The following is a 23,481-nucleotide window of genomic DNA, read 5'->3' as shown; positions in this document are numbered from 1 at the left end:
CTAGGGACAGCATTCCAATTACGCCGTACTTCAGCTCTATCACAAGGAGTTTCATTCATGGCTATCAAACTGCCTACCGAAGTTGATCCTCACCTAGCCTTGGCCGCTCTGCCGACGGATCTCCGCTCGATCGTTGCGTCGTTGGGAAGAGGGGGGCAATTGATCGCTTGTGACATTTATAACCTACATGCCATTCGTGGTCAGGGCGATTACTCAATCGGGTTGCATGACGGCGCTTTGTTGGCCATGGCGCTTACCAGCTGCGGAGCGGCATTGGCCCGCGAAGAAATCACGATCATCGAGCACAACCAGTTGCATGCTCACGTGCTTCGTACCGCCAAAGTGCAGATTTGAGTGGTCGTCGGTCAACTCTGAACGCATAGGAAAATTTCGTCCGCGCCGAAACAGTTGAACGACTGCTGGATCGTTCACTTGCAGGGTTGATCGCCGAGGGACGAGCGAAAACGCTTTTTACGTTCAGCGACCTAACGGGACTTGAGCCGGAGCTGGCAGGGCAGATCCGTGAGGCTTGCGCTAAGCGTTCAAACAGTTGACGGAAATCGACCTGTACACTCAAAGCCCCGCCGTTAAACGTGGGGCCGAGGACGTAGAAGTGCCGAATTGGTGAGATGTGTACAAGGTGGTGACCGCCCTGGCCGCGATGGCAAAAAACCAGATCTAAATTCGAAAAGGATTTCGGGTCTTTCGGATTCTTACTACAGTTTTATTCATGTGTGCTCGTTAGCGCATGTAAGGAGAAGCAAATTGGCTGATCTCAAAATGCGGGTGCAGTCTCATGTACTCAAACTCTTGGGTGACCAACTGATTGGCCACGATAGGTTGGCCGTTTTTGAGTTGGTTAAAAACTCATACGACGCAGATGCGGAGCGAGTTGACGTTACTCTAGACCTCGAGTGCGATGAGCCTTATATCTCTATCAAAGATGATGGCTGTGGCATGAGCATGGACGATATAGAGTCTAAATGGCTAGAGATCGGGACGGACTCTAAACGAGGTCTAAAAGGAAAAATTCCTTCTAAGAAATTCAAGCGCCTACCTCTGGGCGAAAAAGGGGTGGGGCGTCTTGCGATACAAAAGCTAGGAGATTCTGTTCAGCTTGTAACACGAATAGCTAACGCACCAGAGCTAGAGTTTAAGATTGTCTGGGATGACTTAATTGGTGGGGGTAAATACCTAGATCAAGGCCTATCTATTTCAGTTAAAAGGAATATGGTCCCGAAGGTTTTCAAAACAGGTGGCGGTACACTCCTGAAAATTACTGATCTCTCTAGGCCTGAATGGAGCAAGAGAGAGGTGCGCGACCTTTATCGGCTTATTACTTCCCTAAGTAATCCAATTAATAAAATTGGATCCTTTGATGTCGAATTACACTTGCCTGGGAGGGAGGAAGATATTGAGGATCTGCCTTCTGCCCAAGATATGCTTAATGCGGCTATCTGGAGTTTTGACTTTGCTGTCTCTGAGTCAGGGAGGTTTTCATGGGAATATAAATTCAAGCCGCCAGCCTATAAGGGGCTGAAACATGACGGAGATGCTAATCCAGCCGACAAGTTAGAGTTAGTGAAGGTGGTCGATGAGGACGATGATGGTAAGCCACCGGCTATCTTCCTTGATCCTGCTATGTTGGCTGGCATTGGACCTATCAAAGGAAAAATCTACGCCTACCACCGCAGAACTGAAATTCTCAAGGAAAGTGGATCGGCCAAATTGATCACTGACTGGATTCGATCTCAGTCAGGTGTGCGCGTATATCGAGACCAAGTGCGTGTTTTCAACTACGGTGAGCCAGGTGATGACTGGCTTGGACTTAACGTCCGAAGAATTAACCGACCGGCAGGGAAATTGGGTACTGATAGTTTGATAGGTTACATTGACCTTAACCTCGCGAAGAGCCCAGGTTTAAAAGAGAAAACAAACCGTGAAGGGTTTGACGAAAATGATGTTTATCGAAATTTTCAGAGAGTCGTACTCAGCGTTTTCGATAAGTTTGAACGCTTGCATGGGCCTCACAGAAAACAAATTGATAAGGCGATCAAGGGGGAATCGAAAATTATCCCCGTAGAGGAGGCTTTTGACGCACTTAATGAGATTGCAAAGAAAAATAATTTAGAGTCAGAAATCAAACCAGTTGTTGAGTCCCTGCAATCTCAACTGAATAGCTACCGCACTGTTATGCTCAACTCCGGCATGGCTGGTCTCAATTTGTCTTTGGCTTTCCATGAGATGGTTCATGGCGTGGATACTCTGACTAGGCAACTTGAGGGGAATACCAGTAAAACGACGCTTCAGCAAACAATTGTACATTTGCGAAAGCTGTTAGACACATTTAAGCCTCTTCTAAACAAAGAGCGCGCGCGCAAGACAACCATCAGGGAGCTTGTTGCGCGAGCGCTGGATATGAACTCTGGGCGGTTCAAGCGCCATGATCTTGTCCTGTCTAATCACTTGTCTGACGGAGGTGTTTCATTTCCGGTGAGCGGCCCCCTCAACCTGTTAATGGGTGCGATAAACAATATCATCGATAACGCTATTTATTGGTCGCGTTATCAGGCGCAGAAAGAAGACAAGCAGGGTGCCGTCCTGATTATGACGCAGTGGGATAGTGATAAACGCAGTGGTTCTCTTGCGATTATTGACAATGGCCCCGGTTTTGAATTGCCGTTAGACCAGCTGGGTACCCCCTTTGTATCTAACAGGGCGGAGGGGATGGGGCTTGGTCTTTACTATTCCCGGATGGTTATGGAGTCAATTGATGGTAGTTTAGTTTTGTGCTCAGCTGACGAAATCAGAGATGACTTTCAAATCCCAGATGCATACGACGGTGCTGCAATTATATTTCAGTTCAAGGAAGAAAAATGATTCCTCAATTTGTACGTGTTGCTGCTATTGATAACGAACAGGAACATCTGGATAAAATATATTCGGCCTTGGTCTCGGCTGGGTATTGGGTTATGCCATTCTTGTATGATCTAGGAACGATAAACCCTACGCCCCCACAGCCTTTCAATGGTGTCAGGATAATTTTTTCTGACATACATTTGGGTGATGGAGGTATGAATAATATGGCTCAGCAAACGTTAGCCATAATGTCTAGCCTGAAAAAGATTGTCTGTGATGGCCCTTATGTTGTCATTTTTTGGACCAAATTTCCGGAAGATGCTGAACGTGTGTTTGGTGAGATAATTAAGAGGGCGAAAGACTTTGACTTGGTTGTGCCAGTAGGTTTTGGATGTATAGATAAAAAGTTAGTACTAGGTCTTGAACAGCAGCCGGAGCTGCTTGCTGATTTGATAGACCAAGTAAATGAAGCAATTTTGAATTGTGGTGCTTTGCTGCTATCTATCTCTTGGGAAGAGCGTGTGTTCCAAGCTGCAGTACGCTCAACACATCGCCTTTTCGATTTGACTAAGGCGGCCGGGGAAGAAGGCGCTTTGCCCCGCTGGCACAAGCTTCTAGCATTTTTATCTACAGAAGCGGTTGGTTCGGCTCAGGCACAAATTGCACCTGTGGCTGCGATGGATGCTGCCTTATTACCCGTTTTAGAAGATCGGCTCGATGTGTCAGCTGAATATGTTGCAGGATTAAACGCATTGCTTGCGGAGCAATTTGGGAACGCCCCAGACGGAGTTTCGCAGTCTAGTTTGAATACTCATTATCTCGTTTCCGTTTTGACTGACCCTGTTGGATTTCAGCCCTCCAGTCGGGGGATGGTCTCAATAGTTGATAGGGCGGGCTGGGATCAGGCATGTCCTGAACTTTGGGGCGCTAGTTGCAATGAAGTGCTAGGTCGTGAGTTTCTAATGCCTGGGGAATATGTGAGAGATGACGATTTTCTCAATTCTTTGACTCCATGTGTTGTAACGCTTACTCCCGAGTGCGACGACGTCCAGGGTAAGGTCTATAGCTATAGATACTTGTTAGGTGTTTTTATCCCTGTCGCCGATGTAGATAAGGCTCGTTATTTTTCGAGAAAACAAAGGAAGTACTCCAATCTTTCGATTTTTGATGTGGGTGTGCTCTCGTTAGATCTTGGAGACGGTGTCAAGGATTACTGTCTGCTGGTTTCATGCAACAGGTTTTTTGCAAAACCTGTTAAAGACCTATTGCACGTTCAGCCTAAACTAAGATTGCGGCGTGCAACTCTTGAGGAGCTGAGTCATCACTACACGACTCACGCGCGACGTCCGGGTGTGATGAGGTTTTTTCCTGAATAGGATTAGTAGTCAAACCTCTGACAATAGCAGCCATCACTGGTGAGCAAACCGCATTGCCGAGTAAACGAATGCGGTTTCTCTTATTGGTTTCTGGGAATACGTAGTTCTCCGGAAAGCCCATAGCTCGACGGAGTTCAATCGCTTGCAACATCCGCATCATGTGACCGTTTTCGGTCGGTACAACCAGTGCAAACCGATCGACGGTAGTGATAGTTCTCAAGGGTACGTCTAACGACTGATAGCCGCCAGCACCATCATTTCCGTAGTACACCAATAGGAAAGCTTTGTTCTCGCCGAACGCAGCTATTCCGCGATCTGCCCGGGCTAAGGTCTTTTGAGCTCGACCGGGCTTACGGAGCGGGGTCATGGGCCACGTTCCATCAGGATCGAGTATCTCCCTAGCCGTCATCTCCCTATCTGCATTACCCACAGTACCAGTGGGTTCTTTATGCATGTCTGCGATCAAGAATAACCGCTTGCGGCGCTGCGGCACTCCAAAGTCAGCAGAGTCCAAAACTTGCTCATGCAAGTGGTATCCAAGCTCTTGGAGCTCCGCTTTTAGCTCGGGGTAGCGCTCCCAGGGTTTCATTTGGGTGACGTTTTCAAGCACAACCCAGCGCGGCTTCATCACTTTGGCATAGCGTATAACCTGTAGAGCTGTCTCTTTGCTTTCTTCAGAGCGTGGCTTGCTGCCTCTAGCGCAGGTGTGATGTGTGCACTCGGGGGAAGACAATAGAAGATCGATTGAGCCTGTCTGTTTTACGACATCGGACGGTTCGATTAGCCTTAAGTCTCCTGTAAACACCTTTGCGCGAGGGAAATTGAGGCCAAAAGCCTCAGTGGCTATAGGCCACATATCTACGCCGCCTACCACTTCAGCGCCTGCTAATCGTGCGCCTAGACTGCTGCCGCCACCGCCGCAAAACATGTCGAAAACCTTGATGCGTTCCATTAGCTGAACTGCTCTCTATTGATTAGTTGCCACGTTACCAAGTCACCAGAGGAAAAGGGGACAGATTTATTTTCACGGCGAAAAGAGGAGGGAAATACAACACAGCTCAAACCGAAGGCCGAGCGAGTGACCCTGACACCATCTTCTACTATCCCAGCGCAATTCAACACCTTCACCTCGCCCCCACCAACCCCAAAAACAAAAAAGCCCCAGATCTCCCGACCTGAGGCTTTTTCATTCCAAATCTGGTGCACCCGGCGGGATTCGAACCCACGACCCCTGCCTTCGGAGGGCAGTACTCTATCCAGCTGAGCTACGGATGCTTGTGCGGGCGACATCATACCCATGTCGACCTAATGCGTCCATTCCGGCATTTCCTCCGCCCCCTGTCGTCCATTTCCGACAAAAAATGGCTAATCGCCACCCTCATTCACAACTCCCCGCGCCGCACGTCCCTTTGTTTGCTTTGCTCTTGTGGCTTTACACCGCTTCCACGCCGCAATTCCCCAGGTGAACGCATGCATTCCAAAGGAACCGTGATGCTCGATCTCCCGCTCAGACAAACCCTGCTGGCTCGCTCCGACTTGTTTCGAGGTATGCCGGAGCATCTCTTGCGCTACGTGGCCACCCATATGGTGGAGCGCACGCTGGATGATCGTGAGCTGTTGTATTTCAAGGACGACACCCTCGAATTTATTGCGCTGGTAGTGGAGGGGCGGATTTATTCGGTGGTGCATGGGCCGGATGGGCGCGAGCAGATTATCGGCAGTACCGGGGCTGGGCAGGTGGTGGGGGAGACGGCGTTGATCAAGGATCATGGGCGCGAGTCTTCTACCTTTGCCAGCGGGCCTACGCGGTTGTTGCAGTTGGGTAGCCGGCATTTTGCTGTGTTGTTTGAGGAGCCGGTGTTTCTGCGGCGTTTGTTGATGCTGATGATGCTGCGGTTGCTGCAGGCCATCGAGTTGCTGGAGTTGGTGTGCCTGCATCGGCTGGAGTCGCGGTTGGCGCGGTTTTTGTTGGCCAACCTGGGTGAGATTGACCTGGCGTTGGCCTTGCCCAGTGTGTCGTTGCCCGCAAGCCAGGGGGTGTTGGCGTCGATGCTGAACACCAGTCGGCCCAAGCTGAATGTACAGCTGCAAGTGTGGCGGCGCAGTGGGGTGATCAGCGGCGATCTGGAGCGCATGGTGATCAACGATGTTGAGCAGTTGCGGCGCAAGGCTTTTGCGCTGAATTAGTTGTGGTGGTGTTCCCCAGGTAACAGCGTACCCCCGTCGAGCCCTCGCAGACTGGCCCTTCATCAAGGATGCACAGGAGTGCTGGCGATGGGGATGACTGTTCAGTTCAAGGATCAATGGGCCGCCGATGACCGTTTGTTCGAAGCGAGTTGGCGCGCTGTGCACGGCGAGCTCAGGCGCCGGGCGTTGCGGCGGGCCAAGGGCAATCTGGATCAGGGCCAGGAGTGGTTGGCGGCCACGGCGATCAAGGCTCTGTTGTTTTTTCGGCGCTCGCCGGAGCGTATTCGTGACCCTGAGGGGTTTCTGTTTCTGGTGCTCGACCATGTGTTTCTCGACAGCTTGCGACGCAGCAAGCGTGAGGGGCGGCTGTTCGATGATTCGGTAGACCTTGAGCTCGATCACCTGGCCGCGCTCGCCGCGCCCTGCGCCTCGGTGCTGGAGCGGGTGGAGTGTTATGAGCGCCTGGAGCAGCTCGAGGCGCACGTCGCACGGTTACCGCTGTTGCAGCAGCGATTGTTTGAGATGCGTTTTGTCGATGACCTGCCTTACCCGCAAATCGCCGCCGAGCTGCACGTGAAGCTGCCGCTGGTGCGCAAGCGTGTGCAACTGCTGCGCGATGCGTTGCGCTGAAGGTGATTCACACATGTTGGCGTGGGGCGTTCTAGTGGTATGAGCGCAGCACGCCGCCGCTATCCACACCCAAACCTGGGTGAATGCCATCAAGGAGAGATGTATGACAGAGGTCAACAGCCAGATCACCGACGCGGTCACTCAAACCAACGTCAAGGTGGTGGCAGAGGCGCCGGCCCAGGCCATCGCGTCGCTGTACCAGGTGGCCAGCAGCGCGGCGGGCCTGTCGTTGCAGAACGCGGTCAACAGCCAGCAGGCGATGAATCAGATTTCCAACGCGGTGATCTCCAAGGCCGTGGCGCTGATCATGCAGATTGGCGAGAAGGGCTGAGCCCTCGGGAGATCGATTATGTCGTGGTTCAGCAGAAAGAAACCCGCCGCCTCCCAAGCAACGCCCGCCGCCGACCCTCCGGCGCCAGCGCCCCCTGCACCGGCCTCGCGCTCGATCATGGCGCGAATGAACGAGCACCTGCTCAACCAGGTGAGCGCGCCGTCATCCGACAGCACGGCGGCGCTCAATAGCCAGATCGTGCAGGCGGTGCAGTTCACCAACGCGCAGAACTTTGCCTATGCGCCGGCGCAGATCGCGGTGCCGGCCGACATGATGATCAGCCAGGCGGCCGGGCTGGTGGCGCAAGCGGCAGCGGGGTACTTCGACGGGGTCAGCAAGATCGCCCTGGCGGCCCAGGCCGTGCTGCTCCAGCAAATGACCGAGAACATCGTCAAGGACAACCTGCCGGCCGCTGCCGAAGACGCCTTGGGCGCCTTGGCCACCGACCTGCTGGTAGGCGCCGCTGCCGCCGTGGCTGCCGCTGCCGGTGCGATGGAAGCCGAAGCCGCCAGCGTGGCCATCGACAAGATCGACCAGAGCATCGCCAAGTACGCGAGCACCCTGGCCAACCGGGCCGCGCCAGCGGCTTGAACCGAGCACAGCGCTCCAGCGTTCTGCTGGGGCGGTGCAACAGCAACTTGAAAGCAACTTTTCTTGAGTGAGGAGCGACATCATGCAGCCTGGAGATATTATTTTTTCTGTCAAACAAGATGATGACAGCGCAACGCGGGCCTTCATCAAAGCCGGTCAACTGGTCAAGGCCAAGGTGTTCTCGCAGGACACGACCTACCTGAATGTGGTTCACCCGGCTATTGCGGTGAGCGACACGATGGTGATCGAAAGTGTCGGCAGTGGCCTGGCCCTGACCGACCTGAGCCTGGAAAAGCCGCCGCGCTCGGCGATGGTGTTTTCCTGCGTGGACACCGAGCTGGGCGAGGCGGCGACGGTGGCTGCCAAGCAGTTCTATTTCGACAAGATCGGTGGTGATATCCGGGGCCGCTACAGCGTGTGGAACGCGATGATCTCAGCCTTCCGGCGCTGGACTTCCGATACCAGCCTGGTGACGCGGATCAACGAGTCCATCGACATCGGCAGCGGGTCCTTTTGTTCGCAATTCGCGGCCAACTGCTATGAAGTCGGCAACCTCTACAACGAGGCCAACCTGCTACCGCCTCCACCTGCCATTTTTCCCAACCAGCCCAGCGCCATTACGCCTGCGGAGTTGGCGACCTTCTGTGATTCGTCGCCGCACTTTTACTTTGCCGGTTTCTGGCAGGACAACGTTGAGGTGCGGCTTTAGCGGGCGTGTCGCCGCCAAGGCAGCCCCTAGGGAGGTCGATATGCAACCCTCAGTCCTGTCCACCGACGACCGCCAACGGCTCGAAGCAATGCTGCGCAACCCGCAGATTTTCGCCGGAACGCCCCAGGCCATTGTCGACGAAACCCTCAAGCGCGCCACCCAGGTGCTTGAGCAATCGAAGGCCAACGAACAGGCGCTCAAGACCGCTGCCCAGCAGCGTGAAGCGGCCCTGCGCCAGGTGCTGGACGGCGCAGCTCCCGACCAGGACGCACAACGTAAGGAAGTACAGGCACTGATCCAAGGGTTGATCGCGCAGATTGAAGCGGCGTTGGACCCTGCGGCGAAACGTTGAACCAGGTTTCACAGCGCCTGTTTCGCAACGTTCATTGATGAACACGGAATGCACCGTGTACTAAATAAGGAAATTGATCATGCCATTAGTCAACGAGCAAATTACCGACGCGGTCACCCAGACCAACGTCAAAGTGGTGGCCGAATCGCCTGCGATGGCGATGAGCACTATCTATCAATCCATGGCGCAGGCCACGGCGATTCTGTTCCAGAACGCGGTGTCGGCCCAGCAGCAGCAAAACACCCTGGCCCAGGCGGCCACCAACCAGGGCGTGATGCAGATCTACAGCGTCGATACCACCGCAGGTGCGGCGGCCACCGAGAAAGTCGCCCAGGGCGGCGTGTCGGATAACCTCACCAGCCTGTTGACCGTGCTCAAGTCGTTCCAGCCTTAAGCACTGAGCAATAACGGATGTTGTTCTTTCTCAACCCAGGAGTTTCAACCATGAGTACAGTCAGCCCGCAAATCACAGATGCCGTCACCCAGACCAATGTCAAGGTGGTTGCCGAATCACCCGCGATGGCCATGAGCACCATTTACCAGTCCATGGGCCAGGCCACGGCGATCCTGTTCCAGAACTCGGTCTCGGCCCAACAGCAACAAAACACCCTGGCTCAGGCGGCCACCAACCAGGGCGTGATGCAGATCTACAGCGTCGACACCACCGCTGGCGCCGCCGCCACCGAAAAAGTTGCCCAGGGCGGCGTGGCCGACAACTTGACCAGCCTGCTGGCCGTGCTCAAGTCGTTCCAACCTTAAGCTGCAAGGTCCCCAACAGCCCCGGCGCCCACAAGGCCCCGGGGCTGTTGCTGTGTGTGCGTTTGATCCGAAAGATGAGCCCGATGCGCCATAATCGTTCTTTTTTTCGAACAGACTATTGCCCTGTACCCCCATTGATCCTAGGATTCGTTTGAGATTTCAAACGCTCTGTCTCCCGTGCGCTCTTTCATTTCTTCTGCGCGCTGGGGCTGATTTCCCTGACGGCAGCCCACAAGGCGCCTTTCAACAACTCTAATTCGCTCCGCGTGCGCGCGGTGCTGTTAAGGAAAGCCGACATGCAGCTTAAAGACACCCAGTTGTTCCGCCAGCAAGCCTTTATCGATGGCGCTTGGGTCGATGCGGACAATGGTCAAACCATCAAGGTCAACAACCCGGCCACGGGCGAGATTCTCGGCACCGTGCCGAAGATGGGCGCCGCGGAAACCCGCCGCGCCATCGAAGCCGCCGACAAGGCCCTGCCAGCCTGGCGTGCACTCACCGCCAAGGAGCGCGCCAACAAGCTGCGCCGCTGGTTCGAACTGCTGATCGAAAACCAGGACGACCTCGGCCGCCTGATGACCCTCGAACAAGGCAAGCCGCTGGCCGAAGCCAAGGGCGAAATCGTCTACGCTGCCTCCTTTATCGAGTGGTTCGCCGAAGAAGCTAAGCGCATCTATGGCGACGTGATCCCCGGCCACCAGCCCGACAAGCGCCTGATCGTGATCAAGCAGCCCATCGGCGTGACCGCAGCCATCACCCCGTGGAACTTCCCCGCGGCGATGATCACCCGCAAAGCCGGCCCGGCCTTGGCCGCTGGTTGCACCATGGTGATCAAGCCAGCCTCGCAAACCCCGTTCTCGGCCCTGGCCCTGGTTGAGCTGGCGCACCGCGCCGGTATCCCCAAAGGCGTGCTCAGCGTGGTCACCGGCAGCGCTGGCGACATCGGCGGCGAGCTGACCAGCAACCCGATCGTGCGTAAATTGTCCTTCACCGGCTCGACCGAAATTGGTCGCCAACTGATGGCCGAATGCGCCAAGGACATCAAGAAAGTCTCCCTGGAGCTGGGCGGTAACGCACCGTTCATCGTGTTCGACGACGCTGACCTGGATAAGGCCGTCGAAGGCGCGATCATCTCCAAGTACCGCAACAACGGCCAGACCTGCGTCTGCGCCAACCGCCTGTACATCCAGGATTCGGTGTACGACGCCTTCGCTGAAAAGCTCAAGGTGGCGGTGACCAAATTGAAGATCGGTAACGGTCTGGAAGACGGCACCACCACCGGCCCGCTGATCGACGAAAAAGCGGTGGCCAAGGTGCAGGAACATATCGCTGATGCTCTGAGCAAAGGCGCCAAGCTGTTGGCCGGTGGCAAGGTGATGGAAGGCAACTTCTTCGAACCGACCATCCTGGTCGACGTGCCGAAAAACGCCGCCGTCGCCAAGGAAGAAACCTTCGGCCCGCTGGCGCCACTGTTCCGCTTCAAAGACGAAGCCGAAGTGATCGCCATGTCCAACGACACTGAGTTCGGCCTGGCTTCCTACTTCTATGCCCGCGACCTGGGCCGTGTGTTCCGTGTGGCCGAGGCCCTGGAATACGGTATGGTCGGCGTCAACACCGGGTTGATCTCCAACGAAGTGGCGCCGTTCGGCGGCATCAAGGCCTCCGGCCTGGGTCGTGAAGGCTCCAAGTACGGGATCGAGGATTACCTGGAAATCAAATACCTCTGCCTGGGTATCTAAGGCACGGGATTGCAGTAAACGCAGAGGGCACGAGAGCGCTGCCCCTTTGCGTGTTTCACATGGTTATTCGCAGTGGCCGGGAAAGCTGTGGCAGTCGATCATCGCATGCTGCCGTAGTTGCCTCCCCGCCACCTATCCTTGAGCCACGCCGCCCGATGAGCGGCGAATGAGGACTTTATGAGCAAGACCAACGCATCCCTGATGAAACGCCGCGAAGCCGCTGTACCGCGCGGTGTTGGCCAGATTCACCCGATCTTCGCCGACTCTGCGAAGAACGCCACCGTGACCGACGTTGAAGGTCGCGAGTTCATCGACTTCGCCGGCGGTATCGCCGTGCTGAACACCGGCCACGTGCACCCGAAAATCATCGCGGCCGTGACCGAGCAACTCAACAAGCTGACCCACACCTGCTTCCAGGTATTGGCCTACGAGCCCTACGTAGAAGTGTGCGAAAAAGTCGCTGCCAAAGTGCCAGGTGATTTCGCCAAGAAAACCCTGCTGGTCACCACCGGTTCCGAAGCGGTAGAAAACGCCGTGAAAATCGCCCGCGCCGCCACAGGCCGTGCCGGCGTGATCGCCTTCACCGGCGCTTACCACGGCCGCACCATGATGACCCTGGGCCTCACCGGTAAGGTCGTGCCTTACTCGGCCGGCATGGGCCTGATGCCAGGCGGCGTGTTCCGTGCGCTGTACCCCAACGAACTGCACGGTGTGAGCGTCGACGACTCCATCGCCAGCATCGAGCGTATCTTCAAAAACGATGCCGAGCCGCGTGATATCGCCGCCATCATCATCGAGCCGGTGCAGGGCGAGGGCGGCTTCTACGTCGCGCCAAAAGCCTTCATGAAGCGCCTGCGCGAACTGTGCGACAAGCACGGCATCCTGCTGATCGCCGACGAAGTGCAAACCGGTGCCGGCCGTACCGGTACCTTCTTCGCCATGGAACAGATGGGCGTTGCCGCCGACCTGACCACCTTCGCCAAATCCATCGCGGGCGGCTTCCCGCTGGCCGGTGTGTGCGGCAAGGCCGAGTACATGGACGCCATCGCCCCAGGTGGCCTCGGCGGCACCTATGCCGGTAGCCCGATCGCCTGCGCCGCGGCCCTGGCCGTGATGGAAGTGTTCGAAGAAGAGCACCTGCTGGACCGCTGCAAGGCCGTGGGCGAGCGCCTGGTGACTGGTCTCAAGGCCATCCAGGCCAAGTACCCGGTGATCGGCGAAGTGCGTGCCCTGGGCGCGATGATCGCGGTCGAGCTGTTCGAAGACGGCGACACCCACAAGCCAAACGCTGCCGCCGTTGCCTCCGTGGTAGCCAAGGCACGTGACAAGGGCCTGATCCTGCTGTCCTGCGGTACCTACGGCAACGTATTGCGCGTGCTGGTGCCGCTGACCTCGCCGGACGAGCAGTTGGACAAAGGCCTGGCGATCATTGAAGACTGCTTCGCAGAGCTTTAAGCGGCAAGCTACAAGCTGCAAGTGATGCACCGCTTGCAGCTTGCAGCTTAAAACTTGCTGCTCAAAGAAGCCGCCCGTGAACAAAAAAACCGCTTAGGCGGTTTTTTTTTGCTCACGGGCGGCTTCTTTGTCTAAGGTGCAAGCATTGCCGATGGAGCGTGCTGGATGACTGCTGTTGATTTACCCGCTGTACCCCGAGTGTTAATCGCCGAAGCAGACCCTTGGTCGCGGGACCTGCTCAAGCAAGTGCTGTTGAATGTGCGCTGTGACGCACGGCTGGATGTGTGCGCCGATGGGCAACACGCCGCCACGCTGTTGGGCGAAAAAACCTATGACCTGATCTTGGCAGATTGGGAGCTGCCGGGCGTGGATGGCTTGAGCCTGCTGCGCAGCGTGCGCCAGAAGCGCCGTACGCTGCCGTTTATCTTGCTGAGCAGTCGCAACGACAGCGCCAGCGTGCGCGAAGCCTTGCCCCTGGCGCCCACCGCCTACCTCACCCGCCCGCTGAACATGGAGAGCCTGACCCAGCGCCTGCAAGACCTGCTGCTCAACGAAGGCGAAAGCGTGTACTGCGAAATCCCACCGCTGGCGCCGGGCATGACCTTGCCCGCCTTCCTGGAGCGGCGCCGCGAGGTTTGCGATGGGGCGCCACTGCGCGTGGATGTGAAAGCCGCCGTGCAACACAGCCTCGGCCCCGAAGGCCTGGACCTCAAGCAGTTGGAAGATCAGGTACACAGCGACCCGCAAATTACCGCCGTACTGATCGCCGCCGCCAACAGCGCCGGCTACCACGGCACGCCGGTGCAGACCCTGTCAGAGGCCCTGCATAAGTTGGTGCCCGGCCAGAGCATGAACCTCATCCTGGGTCTGGCGCTCAAGCACAACGTGGTGTTGGGCGACCCTGGGCTGGTGGCCTACGCCGAACGGCACTGGCAATTGTCCCAGGACAGCGCCGACTACGCCCGGCGCCTGGCGCGCATGCTGGAGCTCGATCACGAGCGCTGCTACAGCGCCTGCATCCTGCATCGCTTGGGCGACCTGGCCTTGTTGCGCTGCCTGGAAGACTGGCGCCAGGGCGGCGGTGCACTGGATGACCAAACCATCGGCGAATCCCTCGACGCCTTTGGCGCCGCCTACGGTTCGGCATTGCGCACACGTTGGCGCTTGCCGCTGGAGTTGCGGCAGTTGATCGCGGGGATCTATTCACTTGAAGGCGGGGTGTATTCGCGCGAAGCCCTGGTGGTGAACTTGGCGGTGCAAATGGCGCGGCTGACCGAGCACGAAGGGCTCGAAGAACTGGCAGGCAGCAAGACCGCACGGCTGCTCAAGGTAGGCCTGCCGGAACTCACCCGAGTACGCAAAACCTGAAACACACACCGAACACCTGTAGGAGCGAGCTTGCTCGCGAAAAACGTCAACGATGACACGGGTTTCCTGAATAAACGCGGCGCCTGTGAGTTTTTCGCGAGCAAGCTCGCGCCTACAAAAGGATGTGTTAACCGGCTATAACGCGGTTCTTGCCTTGGCGCTTGGCCTCGTACATCGCCGCATCCGCCCGGGCAAACAGGCTGTCGAGGGTGGAGTCATCTTCACGCAGGCCGGCCAGGCCCTGGCTGACGGTCACATTGAATTCGTGCCCCTCGTAGCTGAACACCAACGCCTGGATTTCCTTGCCCAACCGTTCGGCCACCTGTAGGGCCATCTCCGGTGGGCAACCCGGCAAGACCGCAGCAAACTCTTCGCCGCCAACGCGCCCGAACAGGTCGCCACGGCGCAATACCCCGCGACCGCACTCGGCGATGCGCCGCAGCACCTGGTCGCCCTCCAAGTGGCCGTAGGTGTCGTTGATGTCTTTGAAATCATCGATGTCCAGCAACAGGAACGCCAGCGGCGTGCCCTGCACGCAGGCGTTGTCGAACGCCTGGTTGGCGAGTTCGAAGAAGTGTCGGCGGTTGCTGCTTTGGGTCAGTACGTCGGTGGTGGCGAGGCGATGCAGTTCCAGCTCAAGTTGCTTCTTTTCGGTGACGTCTTCGGCGATGCCCACCACGATCAGCGCTTCACCGGGCACCACCTGCTGATTGATGTAGCACTTGTCGCTCAACCAGCGGATCTGCCCGTCAGCGGTGATGATGCGGTACTCGCGGTCCTCCACGGCGCCTTGTTCCAGCACACGGGCCAGGCTGTGTTCGGCGTAGTCGAGGTCTTCGGGGTGCACGCTGTTGCGCCATTCACGGTGGTCGGCCAGCAGCAGGCCGGCGGAGCGGCCAAACAGGCGCTCGTAGGCCGGGCTCACATACAGCACGCGGCGTGTTTCCCAGTCGATGGCCCAGAGCACGGCGTTCACGCTGACCAGCAGGGAGCTGAGCAGTTGCTCGCGTTCACTCAGCCGCTCGACTTCACCTTGAGCATGCATAAGCGCCAACAGGGTCGCCGCCGCGGCCGGGCGCGGCGGCTCTGCGGTGGGCACATCGGGCAGGCTGGGCTTTTCGTGAACCATCGGTACAACTCTCTCTGGGCGCGCCGCAGGTGCAAAAGCGGTCACTACAAGGGGTCACCATGATGGCGAAGTGTTCTTTGAGAGAGGGGAATTGCGGTGAAGTTCCGTGAACGGCGTGGATTGACGGTGCCCGGAAAATGACGCCAAAAAGCCAGTGCGTGGGAGGGCGAACCCTCCCACGGCGCTCTTACGCCGCTGTAGGACGCAGCGAGTAAGTCTTCAACTGGTGGGCAAAATCGCGCAGGGATTGGATGCCGCTGGCCTCGGCCTCATGCACCCATTCCTTGATCGCGGCCAGCATGTCGTGGCCGTTGGAACTGGTCTTGAGCCAGATCTGCTGCAGCGCCAGGCGCTTTTCGTAGATCACGGTCAGGGCATGGCTGTGTTCCAGCATGCTCTGGATGCGCAGGTGATGGCGGTCTTCCAGCAAGCTGGTTTCCCGCGACAGCAGGCGCTTGGCGCGGTGGAACTGGTGGCGCACCGAATGATCGACCTTCTCCAGCTCCTGCTTGACCAGCGGGCCAATCACCAACTTGCGGTATTGGGCCATGATCTGGAAGCGGTTGTTGAGGATCGCCATGGCGGTGTCCATGTCCAGGCTGCCCTTGCCTTCCACGCGGTGGGCGATGGGCGCTACACGCTGCACCTTGGCCAGGCGCAGGAAGCTGAACACTTTGATCCAGGCCCAACCCAGGTCGAATTCCCACTTCTTCACCGACAGCTTGGCCGAATTGGGGTAGGTGTGGTGGTTATTGTGCAGCTCTTCGCCGCCGACGATGATGCCCCACGGCACCAGGTTGGTGGCGGCGTCACGGCATTCGAAGTTGCGATAGCCCACGGCATGCCCCAGGCCATTGATCACGCCGGCGGCCCAGAACGGGATCCACATCATCTGGATCGCCCAGATGGTGATACCGATGGTGCCGAACAGCAGCAGGTCGATCACGCCCATGAGCGCCACGCCCAACAGCGGGTAGCGCGTGTAGAGATTGCGCTCGATCCAGTCGTCCGGGCAGTTCTTGCCGTAGATGCGCAGGGTCTCGGGGTTTTCCGCCTCGGCGCGGTACAGCTCGGCACCTTTGCGCAGCACGGTGGACAAGCCCTTGATCACCGGGCTGTGCGGGTCATCGACGGTTTCGCATTTGGCGTGGTGTTTGCGGTGGATGGCGGTCCACTCGCGGGTGTTCTGCGCCGTGGTCAGCCACAGCCAGAAGCGGAAGAAGTGTTTCAGGCCGGCATTGAGCTCGAGCGAGCGATGGGCCGAATAACGGTGCAGATAGACAGTGACCCCAATAATGGTCACGTGGGTCATCAACAGCGTGACTGCCACCAGTTGCCAGGCGGACAGATCAAGAAAACCGTTGTACCACATAGGCTGTATGGCCCTCAGATAAAGTAAAAAACAGCACCCGCATTATCACTTCCTTTGCAGATAAAACCAGTCACCGTTTCAGATAAGACTTACAAAGTGTTTCCTACTCTATAATCCGGATTCTTTGTAGGGCGATTCTGGTTATTTAGTAAGGATTACTAAGCATATGCTGTTTTCATACCGAGGTGCCCTACGTGCGGGGTTGGTATACCTGCTGGTTTCTATCGTTTGGCTCCAGCTCAGCAATTACCTATTAATCAACTTTATCGATGAACCCATGGAGCTGGGGCACTGGCTGCAGGCGCGTGGATACGTGGGGGTCAGCCTCAGCGCCTTGCTCATTTACTGGATAGGCCGGCGTTTTGCCCGTGCCCACGCGTTGCAACAACCCCTGAAAGAGAACCGCGAGCGCCTGCGCCAGGCCGCTGCGGTGTTCGACTGCACCCGTGAAGGGGTGCTTGTCACCGATACCCAGGGGCTGATCGTGCACGTCAACCGCGCGTTCATGGAGATCACCGGCTACCAATGCGAAGACGTCATGGGCCAACGGCCAAGCCTGTTCAAGTCCGGGCGCCACTCGGCGCATTTCTACCAGCAAATGTTCCAGGCCCTGGAAAGCACCGGCGAATGGAGCGGCGAAATCTGGAACCGTCGTAAAAGCGGCGAGGTGTACCCCCAGTGGCAAACCATCCGCGTGATTCACGATGACCAGGGCCAGGTCAGTCACTACGTTGCGGTGTTTTCGGACATCAGCGCCATGAAGAACTCAGAGCACGAATTGGCGCACCTGGCCCATCACGACCCGCTCACCGACCTGCCCAACCGCCTGTTGTTTACCGATCGCGCCGAGCAGGCCCTGGCCTCTGCGCAGGTGCATAAGCGTGGCTGCGCCCTGCTGTTGATGGACCTGGACCACTTCAAGATCATCAACGACAGCCTGGGCCATAACGTCGGCGATCAATTACTCAAATTGGTGGCCGAACGCCTGAGCGGCCTGTTTGGGCCGGGGGTTACCCTGGCGCGCCTGGGGGGCGACGAATTTGCCGTGCTGGCAGAAAGCTGCCCGCAGGTGGTGCAAGCCGCGGCCTTGGCGCAGCGCATGCTCAACGCCATGAAGGATCCGTTCATTTTTGACGGCAACCAGCTGTTTATCAGCGCCAGTATCGGTATCAGCCTGTTCCCTAGTGATGCCCTGAGCGCCGAGCAACTGCTGCGCAACGCCGATTCTGCGTTGTTCAAGGCCAAGAACGCCGGGCGCGAAGGCTACGCGTTGTATACCGAAGAGCTGACCGCCCACGCCCAACACCGAGTGGAAATCGCCGGCGAGCTGCGCCGCGCCCTCGATCAACATGAACTGCGCGTGTATTACCAGCCGGTGCACGACCTGCACGACAGCCGTTTGGTCGGCGTTGAAGCACTGGTGCGCTGGCAGCACCCGGAACGCGGCCTGGTCCCGCCGGGTGAGTTCATCCCTATCGCCGAGCGCACCGGGCTGATTGCCGACATCGATGCGTGGGTGATGGACCAGGCCTGCCGCCAGATGTGCCAGTGGCTGGCCGACGGCGCGCCGCTGAGCTTTATCGCAATCAATGTCTCCAGCCGCCTGTTTGCCCGGCGCGAGCTGTATGAGCAAGTGGCCCAAGTGCTGCACGCCACTGGGCTGGATCCGGCCTTCCTGGAGCTGGAAGTCACCGAGAGCGCCGTGATGGACGACCCGGAAGTCGCGCTGGAGCAACTGCACCGCCTGCGCGAACTGGGCCTGCGCCTGGCCATCGACGACTTTGGCACCGGCTATTCTTCATTGCTGCGCCTCAAACGCCTGCCGGTGCAGAAGCTCAAGATCGACCAGGGCTTTGTGGCGGGCTTGCCGTGGGACGAAGACGACGCGGCGATTGTGCGCGTGGTGATCGCCCTGGCCAAAAGCATGGGCATGCAGGTGCACGCCGAAGGGATCGAGCAGGTGGAACAGGCGCGGTTCCTGCTGGACCAGGAATGCGACATGGGCCAGGGGTATTGGTTTGGACGGCCCATGCCGGCTCAGGAGATTGATTGGACGCGGGCCCCTCTGATCCGCGAGGACTGACTCGGTCAATGTGGGAGCCGGGCTTGCCCGCGAAGGCGGTGTGTCAGTCAGCGCATCTGTAACTGCACCACCGCTTTCGCAGGCAAGCCAGCTCCCACAGGGGTTCTGCGGCGCTTGTGTGTGAGCGTTTTTGTTGTCGAAACCTTTGCAACCCCATGCCCTATCAGAAAATTCTTTCTGGTTATATAAACATTCTTAAATAGTATTTTTAAGAATATCCGCGCTTATCTACTATCGCCCTCACGCCGCAAGCAGTGCCGCCACTGCCAGGCACTACTCATTTCAGGAGCGAGACCATGAGCGCATCTCTACGTAGCGTTGACGGCCAGGACGAAGCAGCCATTTTGCGTGAAATCCAGAGCGCCCTGCGCGACCTGCGGTTTGGCGCGGTGGAAATCACCGTACACAACGCCCAAGTGGTACAGATCGAACGCAAGGAAAAATTCCGTCTGCAGAACCCCGGTAACAAACCGAGCTGAGCAAGAACGGCGATAGACCCGCAATTACAAGAAAAGCCAACACTCAAGAATTTCAGGAGCTTCTATGTCGTCGATTCGCCGTTATGCCTTGGCCGCATTGGCCAGTGCCGTGTTTGCCGGTTCCGCCGTTGCCAAGGACTACGAGTTGCTCAACGTCTCGTACGACCCCACCCGTGAGCTCTACCAGGATTACAACGCTGAATTCACCAGCTTCTGGAAACAGTCCCACCCCGGCGACAACGTCAAGATCCAGCAGTCCCACGGTGGCTCGGGCAAGCAAGGCCGGGCGGTGATCGATGGCCTGCGCGCCGACGTCGTCACCCTGGCCCTGGCCGGTGACATCGACGAGATCGCCAAGCTGGGCAAAACCCTGCCGGAGAACTGGCAGACCCGCCTGCCGGACGCCAGCACGCCCTACACCTCCACCATTGTGTTCCTGGTGCGCAAGGGCAACCCCAAGGGCATCAAGGACTGGGGCGACCTGATCAAGAAAGACGTGTCGGTGATCACGCCCAACCCGAAAACCTCCGGCGGTGCACGCTGGAACTTCCTCGCCGCCTGGGCCTACGGCCTCAAGGCCGGCGGCAGTGAAGCCAAGGCCCAGGAATACGTCAAAGAGCTGTTCAAGCACGTGCCGATACTGGACACCGGCGCGCGCGGTTCTACCATTACCTTCGTCAACAACGGCCAGGGTGACGTGCTGCTGGCATGGGAAAACGAGGCGTTCCTGGCCTTGAAGGAAGACGGCGGCGCCGACAAGTTCGACATCGTCGTGCCGTCCCTGTCGATCCTGGCGGAACCGCCTGTGGCCGTGGTGGACAAGAACGCCGAGAAAAAGGGCAACACCGAGATCGCCACCGCGTACCTCAACCACCTGTACAGCCCGGCGGGCCAGGAGATTGCGGCGAAGAATTTCTACCGTCCACGGGATGAAAAAGTCGCCGCCAAATACGCCCAGCAGTTCCCGAAACTGGACCTGGTGACTATCGACAAAGACTTCGGCGGCTGGAAAACTGCCCAACCGAAATTCTTCAATGACGGTGGCGTGTTCGACCAGATCTACACGGCGCAATAAGCCAAAGTACCTGTAGGGGCCTGACTTTCTGTAGGAACTGGGCTGGTGTGGGAGCTGGCTTGCCTGCGATAGCATCACCGGGGTGTGGCTGATACACCGAGGTGCCTGCATCGCGGGCAAGCCCGGCTCCCACAGAAAAGCCAGCTGCCACAAAAAGCGCGCTCCTGCAGTGGTTTCTACCCTTTAACCAAGGACTCTTATGTCGCGTCGTATCTCCCCCGTCATACCCGGCTTCGGGCTGACGCTGGGCTACACCGTGGTGTACCTCAGCCTGATCGTACTCATCCCCCTGGCGGCGATGTTTGTACACGCCGCTCAACTCACCTGGGATCAGTTCTGGAACATCATTTCCGCGCCTCGCGTACTGGCGGCCTTGAAACTGAGCTTCAGTACCGCGCTGTACGCCGCACTCATCAACGGTGTGATCGGCACGCTGCTGGCCTGGGTGCTGGTGCGCTACACCTTCCCCGGGCGCAAGGTCATTGATGCGATGATAGACCTGCCGTTCGCCTTGCCCACTGCCGTTGCCGGTATCGCGCTGACGGCGCTGTACGCGCCCAACGGCCTGGTTGGCCAGTTTGCCGCCTACCTGGGTTTCAAGATCGCCTACACCCCCCTGGGTATCACCCTGGCGCTGACCTTCGTCACGTTGCCCTTCGTGGTGCGCACGGTGCAGCCGGTACTGGCCGATATCCCCCGGGAAATCGAAGAGGCCGCCGCCTGCCTCGGCGCCAAGCCGTTGCAAGTGTTTCGCTACATCCTCGTGCCGGCATTGTTGCCCGCCTGGCTGACCGGCTTCGCCCTGGCGTTTGCCCGAGGCGTGGGTGAGTACGGTTCGGTGATCTTCATCGCTGGCAACATGCCGATGAAAACCGAGATCCTGCCCTTGCTGATCATGGTCAAGCTCGACCAATACGACTACCGCGGCGCTACCTCCATTGGTGTGCTGATGCTGGTGGTGTCCTTTGTCTTGCTGCTGCTGATCAACTTGTTGCAGCGGCGCATCGAACGTCCATAAGGAGGCGCGGAACATGTCCCAATCGTCTATTTCCGCGGCGTCCTCGGCCAACGCCGCCCGGCGTGGCAGCGCGACCTCGCGACGCATCCTGATCGGCCTTGGCTGGCTGGTGTTCGTGCTGTTCCTGCTGCTGCCGTTGCTGGTGGTGGTGTCCCAGGGCTTGAAGAACGGCCTCGGCACTTTCTTCACCGCAATCCTTGAACCAGACGCGTTGTCGGCGCTGAAACTCACGGTGATCGCCGTGCTGATTTCGGTGCCGCTCAACCTGGTATTCGGCGTCAGCGCCGCCTGGTGCGTGAGCAAGTACTCGTTCCGTGGCAAGAGCATTTTGGTCACGCTGATCGACCTGCCGTTCTCGGTCTCGCCGGTGATCGCAGGCCTGGTGTACGTGTTGATGTTCGGCGCCCAGGGCTTCTTCGGGCCGTGGCTGCAAGACCATGACATCCAGATCGTGTTCGCCCTGCCGGGCATCGTGCTGGCGACCATCTTCGTCACCGTGCCGTTCGTGGCCCGTGAGCTGATCCCGCTGATGCAGGAGCAGGGCACCCAGGAAGAAGAAGCCGCACGCCTGCTGGGCGCCAATGGCTGGCAGATGTTCTGGCATGTCACCGTGCCGAACATCAAATGGGGCCTGATCTACGGCGTGGTGCTGTGTATGGCGCGGGCCATGGGTGAGTTCGGCGCGGTGTCGGTGGTGTCCGGCCACATTCGCGGCGTCACCAACACCCTGCCGCTGCATGTCGAGATTCTTTACAACGAATACAACCACGTTGCCGCGTTTGCGGTGGCCAGCCTGTTGCTGATACTGGCGCTCTTCATCCTGCTGCTCAAGCAGTGGAGCGAGAACCGAATCAACCGCCTGCGCAACAGCGCGGGTGAGGAATAAGTCATGTCGATCGAAGTCCGTAATGTCAGCAAGAACTTCAACGCCTTCAAGGCCCTGGACAGCATCAACCTGGATATCCAGAGTGGCGAGCTGGTGGCGTTGCTGGGCCCGTCCGGCTGCGGCAAGACCACCTTGCTGCGCATCATTGCCGGCCTCGAAACCCCGGATGCCGGCAGCATTGTGTTCCATGGCGAAGACGTTTCCGGCCACGATGTGCGTGATCGCAACGTGGGCTTTGTGTTCCAGCACTACGCGCTGTTTCGCCACATGACCGTGTTCGACAACGTCGCCTTCGGCCTGCGCATGAAGCCGAAAAACCAACGCCCCAGCGAAAGCCAGATTGCGAGCAAGGTGCATGAGCTGCTGAACATGGTGCAGCTGGATTGGTTGTCGGACCGTTACCCGGAACAACTCTCTGGTGGCCAGCGCCAGCGTATCGCCCTGGCTCGCGCCCTGGCGGTGGAGCCCAAGGTGTTGCTGCTCGACGAGCCCTTCGGCGCCCTCGACGCCAAGGTGCGTAAAGAACTGCGCCGCTGGCTGGCGCGCCTGCACGAAGACATCAACCTGACCTCGGTCTTCGTGACCCACGACCAGGAAGAGGCCATGGAAGTCGCCGACCGTATTGTGGTGATGAACAAGGGCGTGATCGAGCAGATCGGCTCACCGGGCGACGTCTACGAAAACCCGGCCAGCGACTTTGTGTACCACTTTTTGGGTGACTCCAACCGCCTGCATTTGGGCGAAGACAAGCACCTGCTGTTCCGCCCCCACGAAGTGTCGTTGTCACGCCATGAACTCGAAGATCACCATGCGGCGCAAGTGCGGGATATTCGGCCGTTGGGTGCCACGACGCGGGTTACGCTCAAGGTTGAAGGCCAAAGCGAACTGATCGAGGCCGAAGTGGTGAAAGACCATGACAGCCTCACCGGCCTGGCGCGGGGCGAGACCCTGTTCTTCAAACCCAAGGTCTGGCAAAAAGCCTAATAACACTGCAAAACCCTTGTGGGAGCCGGGCTTGCCCGCGATGGCGGTGTGTCAGTCGACAGTTATGCCAACTGATCCACCGCCATCGCGGGCAAGCCC

General features: G+C 58.0%; 23 protein-coding genes and 1 tRNA gene. 20 read left to right on the top strand and 4 right to left on the bottom strand.

The genetic code is table 11. The features are described from left to right. Positions 1-57 precede the first annotated feature (57 nt). The 3 genes from DK871_RS11940 to DK871_RS11930 all read left to right on the top strand — a co-directional run bounded on the left by DK871_RS11940 (position 58) and on the right by DK871_RS11930 (position 4,235). The gene (locus DK871_RS11940) at positions 58-354 is read left to right on the top strand and encodes a hypothetical protein (RefSeq protein WP_161905175.1); all 297 of its coding nucleotides are present in this window, start codon (positions 58-60) and stop codon (positions 352-354) included. A 411-nt stretch (positions 355-765) separates the two neighbouring features. Next, positions 766-2,880, top strand: a complete 2,115-nt coding sequence (locus DK871_RS11935) for an ATP-binding protein (RefSeq protein WP_161905174.1) — start codon at positions 766-768, stop codon at positions 2,878-2,880. Further along, positions 2,877-4,235, top strand: a complete 1,359-nt coding sequence (locus DK871_RS11930; RefSeq protein ID WP_161905173.1) for a hypothetical protein — start codon at positions 2,877-2,879, stop codon at positions 4,233-4,235. The genes DK871_RS11935 and DK871_RS11930 overlap by 4 nt, the downstream gene beginning before the upstream one ends. Here the strand turns inward: DK871_RS11930 and DK871_RS11925 are convergent. Both DK871_RS11925 and DK871_RS11920 read right to left on the bottom strand, forming a co-directional pair. Further along, positions 4,138-5,187 carry a DNA cytosine methyltransferase gene (locus DK871_RS11925; RefSeq protein ID WP_161905172.1) on the bottom strand — a complete coding sequence of 350 codons (1,050 nt, stop codon included), beginning with the start codon at positions 5,185-5,187 and terminating at the stop codon, positions 4,138-4,140. The two genes, DK871_RS11930 and DK871_RS11925, sit on opposite strands and share 98 nt — an antisense overlap. Positions 5,188-5,433: 246 nt before the next feature. Continuing rightward, positions 5,434-5,510 (bottom strand) — tRNA-Arg (locus DK871_RS11920). A gap of 216 nt (positions 5,511-5,726) precedes the next feature. Between DK871_RS11920 and DK871_RS11915 the strand changes: the two genes are divergently transcribed. The 11 genes from DK871_RS11915 to DK871_RS11865 all read left to right on the top strand — a co-directional run bounded on the left by DK871_RS11915 (position 5,727) and on the right by DK871_RS11865 (position 14,356). Continuing rightward, positions 5,727-6,422 carry a Crp/Fnr family transcriptional regulator gene (locus DK871_RS11915; protein ID WP_161905171.1) on the top strand — a complete coding sequence of 232 codons (696 nt, stop codon included), beginning with the start codon at positions 5,727-5,729 and terminating at the stop codon, positions 6,420-6,422. 87 nt (positions 6,423-6,509) lie between these two features. Further along, positions 6,510-7,052: an RNA polymerase sigma factor gene (locus tag DK871_RS11910; protein WP_178116043.1), complete on the top strand. Its 543-nt coding sequence runs from the start codon at positions 6,510-6,512 to the stop codon at positions 7,050-7,052. Between the two features lie 103 nt (positions 7,053-7,155). Further along, positions 7,156-7,383 (top strand): RebB family R body protein, encoded by a 228-nt coding sequence (locus DK871_RS11905; RefSeq protein ID WP_003187543.1) that lies wholly within the window; start codon positions 7,156-7,158, stop codon positions 7,381-7,383. A gap of 18 nt (positions 7,384-7,401) precedes the next feature. Then, positions 7,402-7,974 carry a hypothetical protein gene (locus DK871_RS11900; protein ID WP_161905169.1) on the top strand — a complete coding sequence of 191 codons (573 nt, stop codon included), beginning with the start codon at positions 7,402-7,404 and terminating at the stop codon, positions 7,972-7,974. Positions 7,975-8,056: 82 nt separating this feature from the next. Then, the gene (locus DK871_RS11895; RefSeq protein WP_003187547.1) at positions 8,057-8,683 is read left to right on the top strand and encodes a hypothetical protein; all 627 of its coding nucleotides are present in this window, start codon (positions 8,057-8,059) and stop codon (positions 8,681-8,683) included. A gap of 40 nt (positions 8,684-8,723) precedes the next feature. Beyond that, positions 8,724-9,035 carry a hypothetical protein gene (locus tag DK871_RS11890; RefSeq protein WP_161905168.1) on the top strand — a complete coding sequence of 104 codons (312 nt, stop codon included), beginning with the start codon at positions 8,724-8,726 and terminating at the stop codon, positions 9,033-9,035. A 79-nt stretch (positions 9,036-9,114) separates the two neighbouring features. Continuing rightward, on the top strand, positions 9,115-9,429 hold the full coding sequence (locus DK871_RS11885) for a RebB family R body protein (protein ID WP_003187550.1): 315 nt from the start codon (positions 9,115-9,117) through the stop codon (positions 9,427-9,429). Between the two features lie 50 nt (positions 9,430-9,479). Next, the gene (locus DK871_RS11880; protein WP_003187551.1) at positions 9,480-9,794 is read left to right on the top strand and encodes a RebB family R body protein; all 315 of its coding nucleotides are present in this window, start codon (positions 9,480-9,482) and stop codon (positions 9,792-9,794) included. 296 nt (positions 9,795-10,090) lie between these two features. Next, a complete protein-coding gene (gene gabD / locus DK871_RS11875; RefSeq protein WP_003187552.1) occupies positions 10,091-11,533 on the top strand; it encodes an NADP-dependent succinate-semialdehyde dehydrogenase in 1,443 nt (480 codons plus the stop codon). A 177-nt stretch (positions 11,534-11,710) separates the two neighbouring features. Next, positions 11,711-12,988, top strand: coding sequence for a 4-aminobutyrate--2-oxoglutarate transaminase (gene gabT, locus DK871_RS11870; protein ID WP_161905167.1), 1,278 nt, complete (start codon positions 11,711-11,713; stop codon positions 12,986-12,988). Between the two features lie 165 nt (positions 12,989-13,153). Continuing rightward, positions 13,154-14,356, top strand: a complete 1,203-nt coding sequence (locus DK871_RS11865) for an HDOD domain-containing protein (RefSeq protein ID WP_161905166.1) — start codon at positions 13,154-13,156, stop codon at positions 14,354-14,356. A 127-nt stretch (positions 14,357-14,483) separates the two neighbouring features. On the opposite strand, the gene DK871_RS11860 is transcribed toward DK871_RS11865, so the two are convergent. Then, positions 14,484-15,485, bottom strand: a complete 1,002-nt coding sequence (locus DK871_RS11860; protein ID WP_161905165.1) for a sensor domain-containing diguanylate cyclase — start codon at positions 15,483-15,485, stop codon at positions 14,484-14,486. 187 nt (positions 15,486-15,672) lie between these two features. Beyond that, the gene (gene desA / locus DK871_RS11855) at positions 15,673-16,857 is read right to left on the bottom strand and encodes a delta-9 fatty acid desaturase DesA (RefSeq protein WP_003187559.1); all 1,185 of its coding nucleotides are present in this window, start codon (positions 16,855-16,857) and stop codon (positions 15,673-15,675) included. Between the two features lie 166 nt (positions 16,858-17,023). Between desA and dibA the strand changes: the two genes are divergently transcribed. The 6 genes from dibA to DK871_RS11825 all read left to right on the top strand — a co-directional run bounded on the left by dibA (position 17,024) and on the right by DK871_RS11825 (position 23,382). Continuing rightward, positions 17,024-18,940 (top strand): phosphodiesterase DibA, encoded by a 1,917-nt coding sequence (dibA, locus tag DK871_RS11850; protein WP_161905164.1) that lies wholly within the window; start codon positions 17,024-17,026, stop codon positions 18,938-18,940. 296 nt (positions 18,941-19,236) lie between these two features. Continuing rightward, positions 19,237-19,419 (top strand): sulfur starvation response protein OscA, encoded by a 183-nt coding sequence (oscA, locus tag DK871_RS11845; protein ID WP_003170956.1) that lies wholly within the window; start codon positions 19,237-19,239, stop codon positions 19,417-19,419. A gap of 64 nt (positions 19,420-19,483) precedes the next feature. After that, positions 19,484-20,494 carry a sulfate ABC transporter substrate-binding protein gene (locus DK871_RS11840; RefSeq protein WP_003187562.1) on the top strand — a complete coding sequence of 337 codons (1,011 nt, stop codon included), beginning with the start codon at positions 19,484-19,486 and terminating at the stop codon, positions 20,492-20,494. A gap of 199 nt (positions 20,495-20,693) precedes the next feature. Further along, on the top strand, positions 20,694-21,512 hold the full coding sequence (gene cysT / locus DK871_RS11835) for a sulfate ABC transporter permease subunit CysT (protein WP_161905163.1): 819 nt from the start codon (positions 20,694-20,696) through the stop codon (positions 21,510-21,512). A gap of 13 nt (positions 21,513-21,525) precedes the next feature. Continuing rightward, on the top strand, positions 21,526-22,398 hold the full coding sequence (gene cysW / locus DK871_RS11830) for a sulfate ABC transporter permease subunit CysW (protein ID WP_161905162.1): 873 nt from the start codon (positions 21,526-21,528) through the stop codon (positions 22,396-22,398). Between the two features lie 3 nt (positions 22,399-22,401). Then, positions 22,402-23,382 (top strand): sulfate/molybdate ABC transporter ATP-binding protein, encoded by a 981-nt coding sequence (locus DK871_RS11825; RefSeq protein ID WP_056782568.1) that lies wholly within the window; start codon positions 22,402-22,404, stop codon positions 23,380-23,382. Positions 23,383-23,481 lie beyond the last annotated feature (99 nt).

It is taken from the genome of Pseudomonas sp. L13 (genome assembly GCF_009935965.1).
Classification (GTDB): domain Bacteria; phylum Pseudomonadota; class Gammaproteobacteria; order Pseudomonadales; family Pseudomonadaceae; genus Aquipseudomonas; species Aquipseudomonas lactis.
The sequence above is the reverse complement of the archived record's forward strand: the minus strand, read 5'-3'. Positions and strand labels throughout refer to the sequence as shown.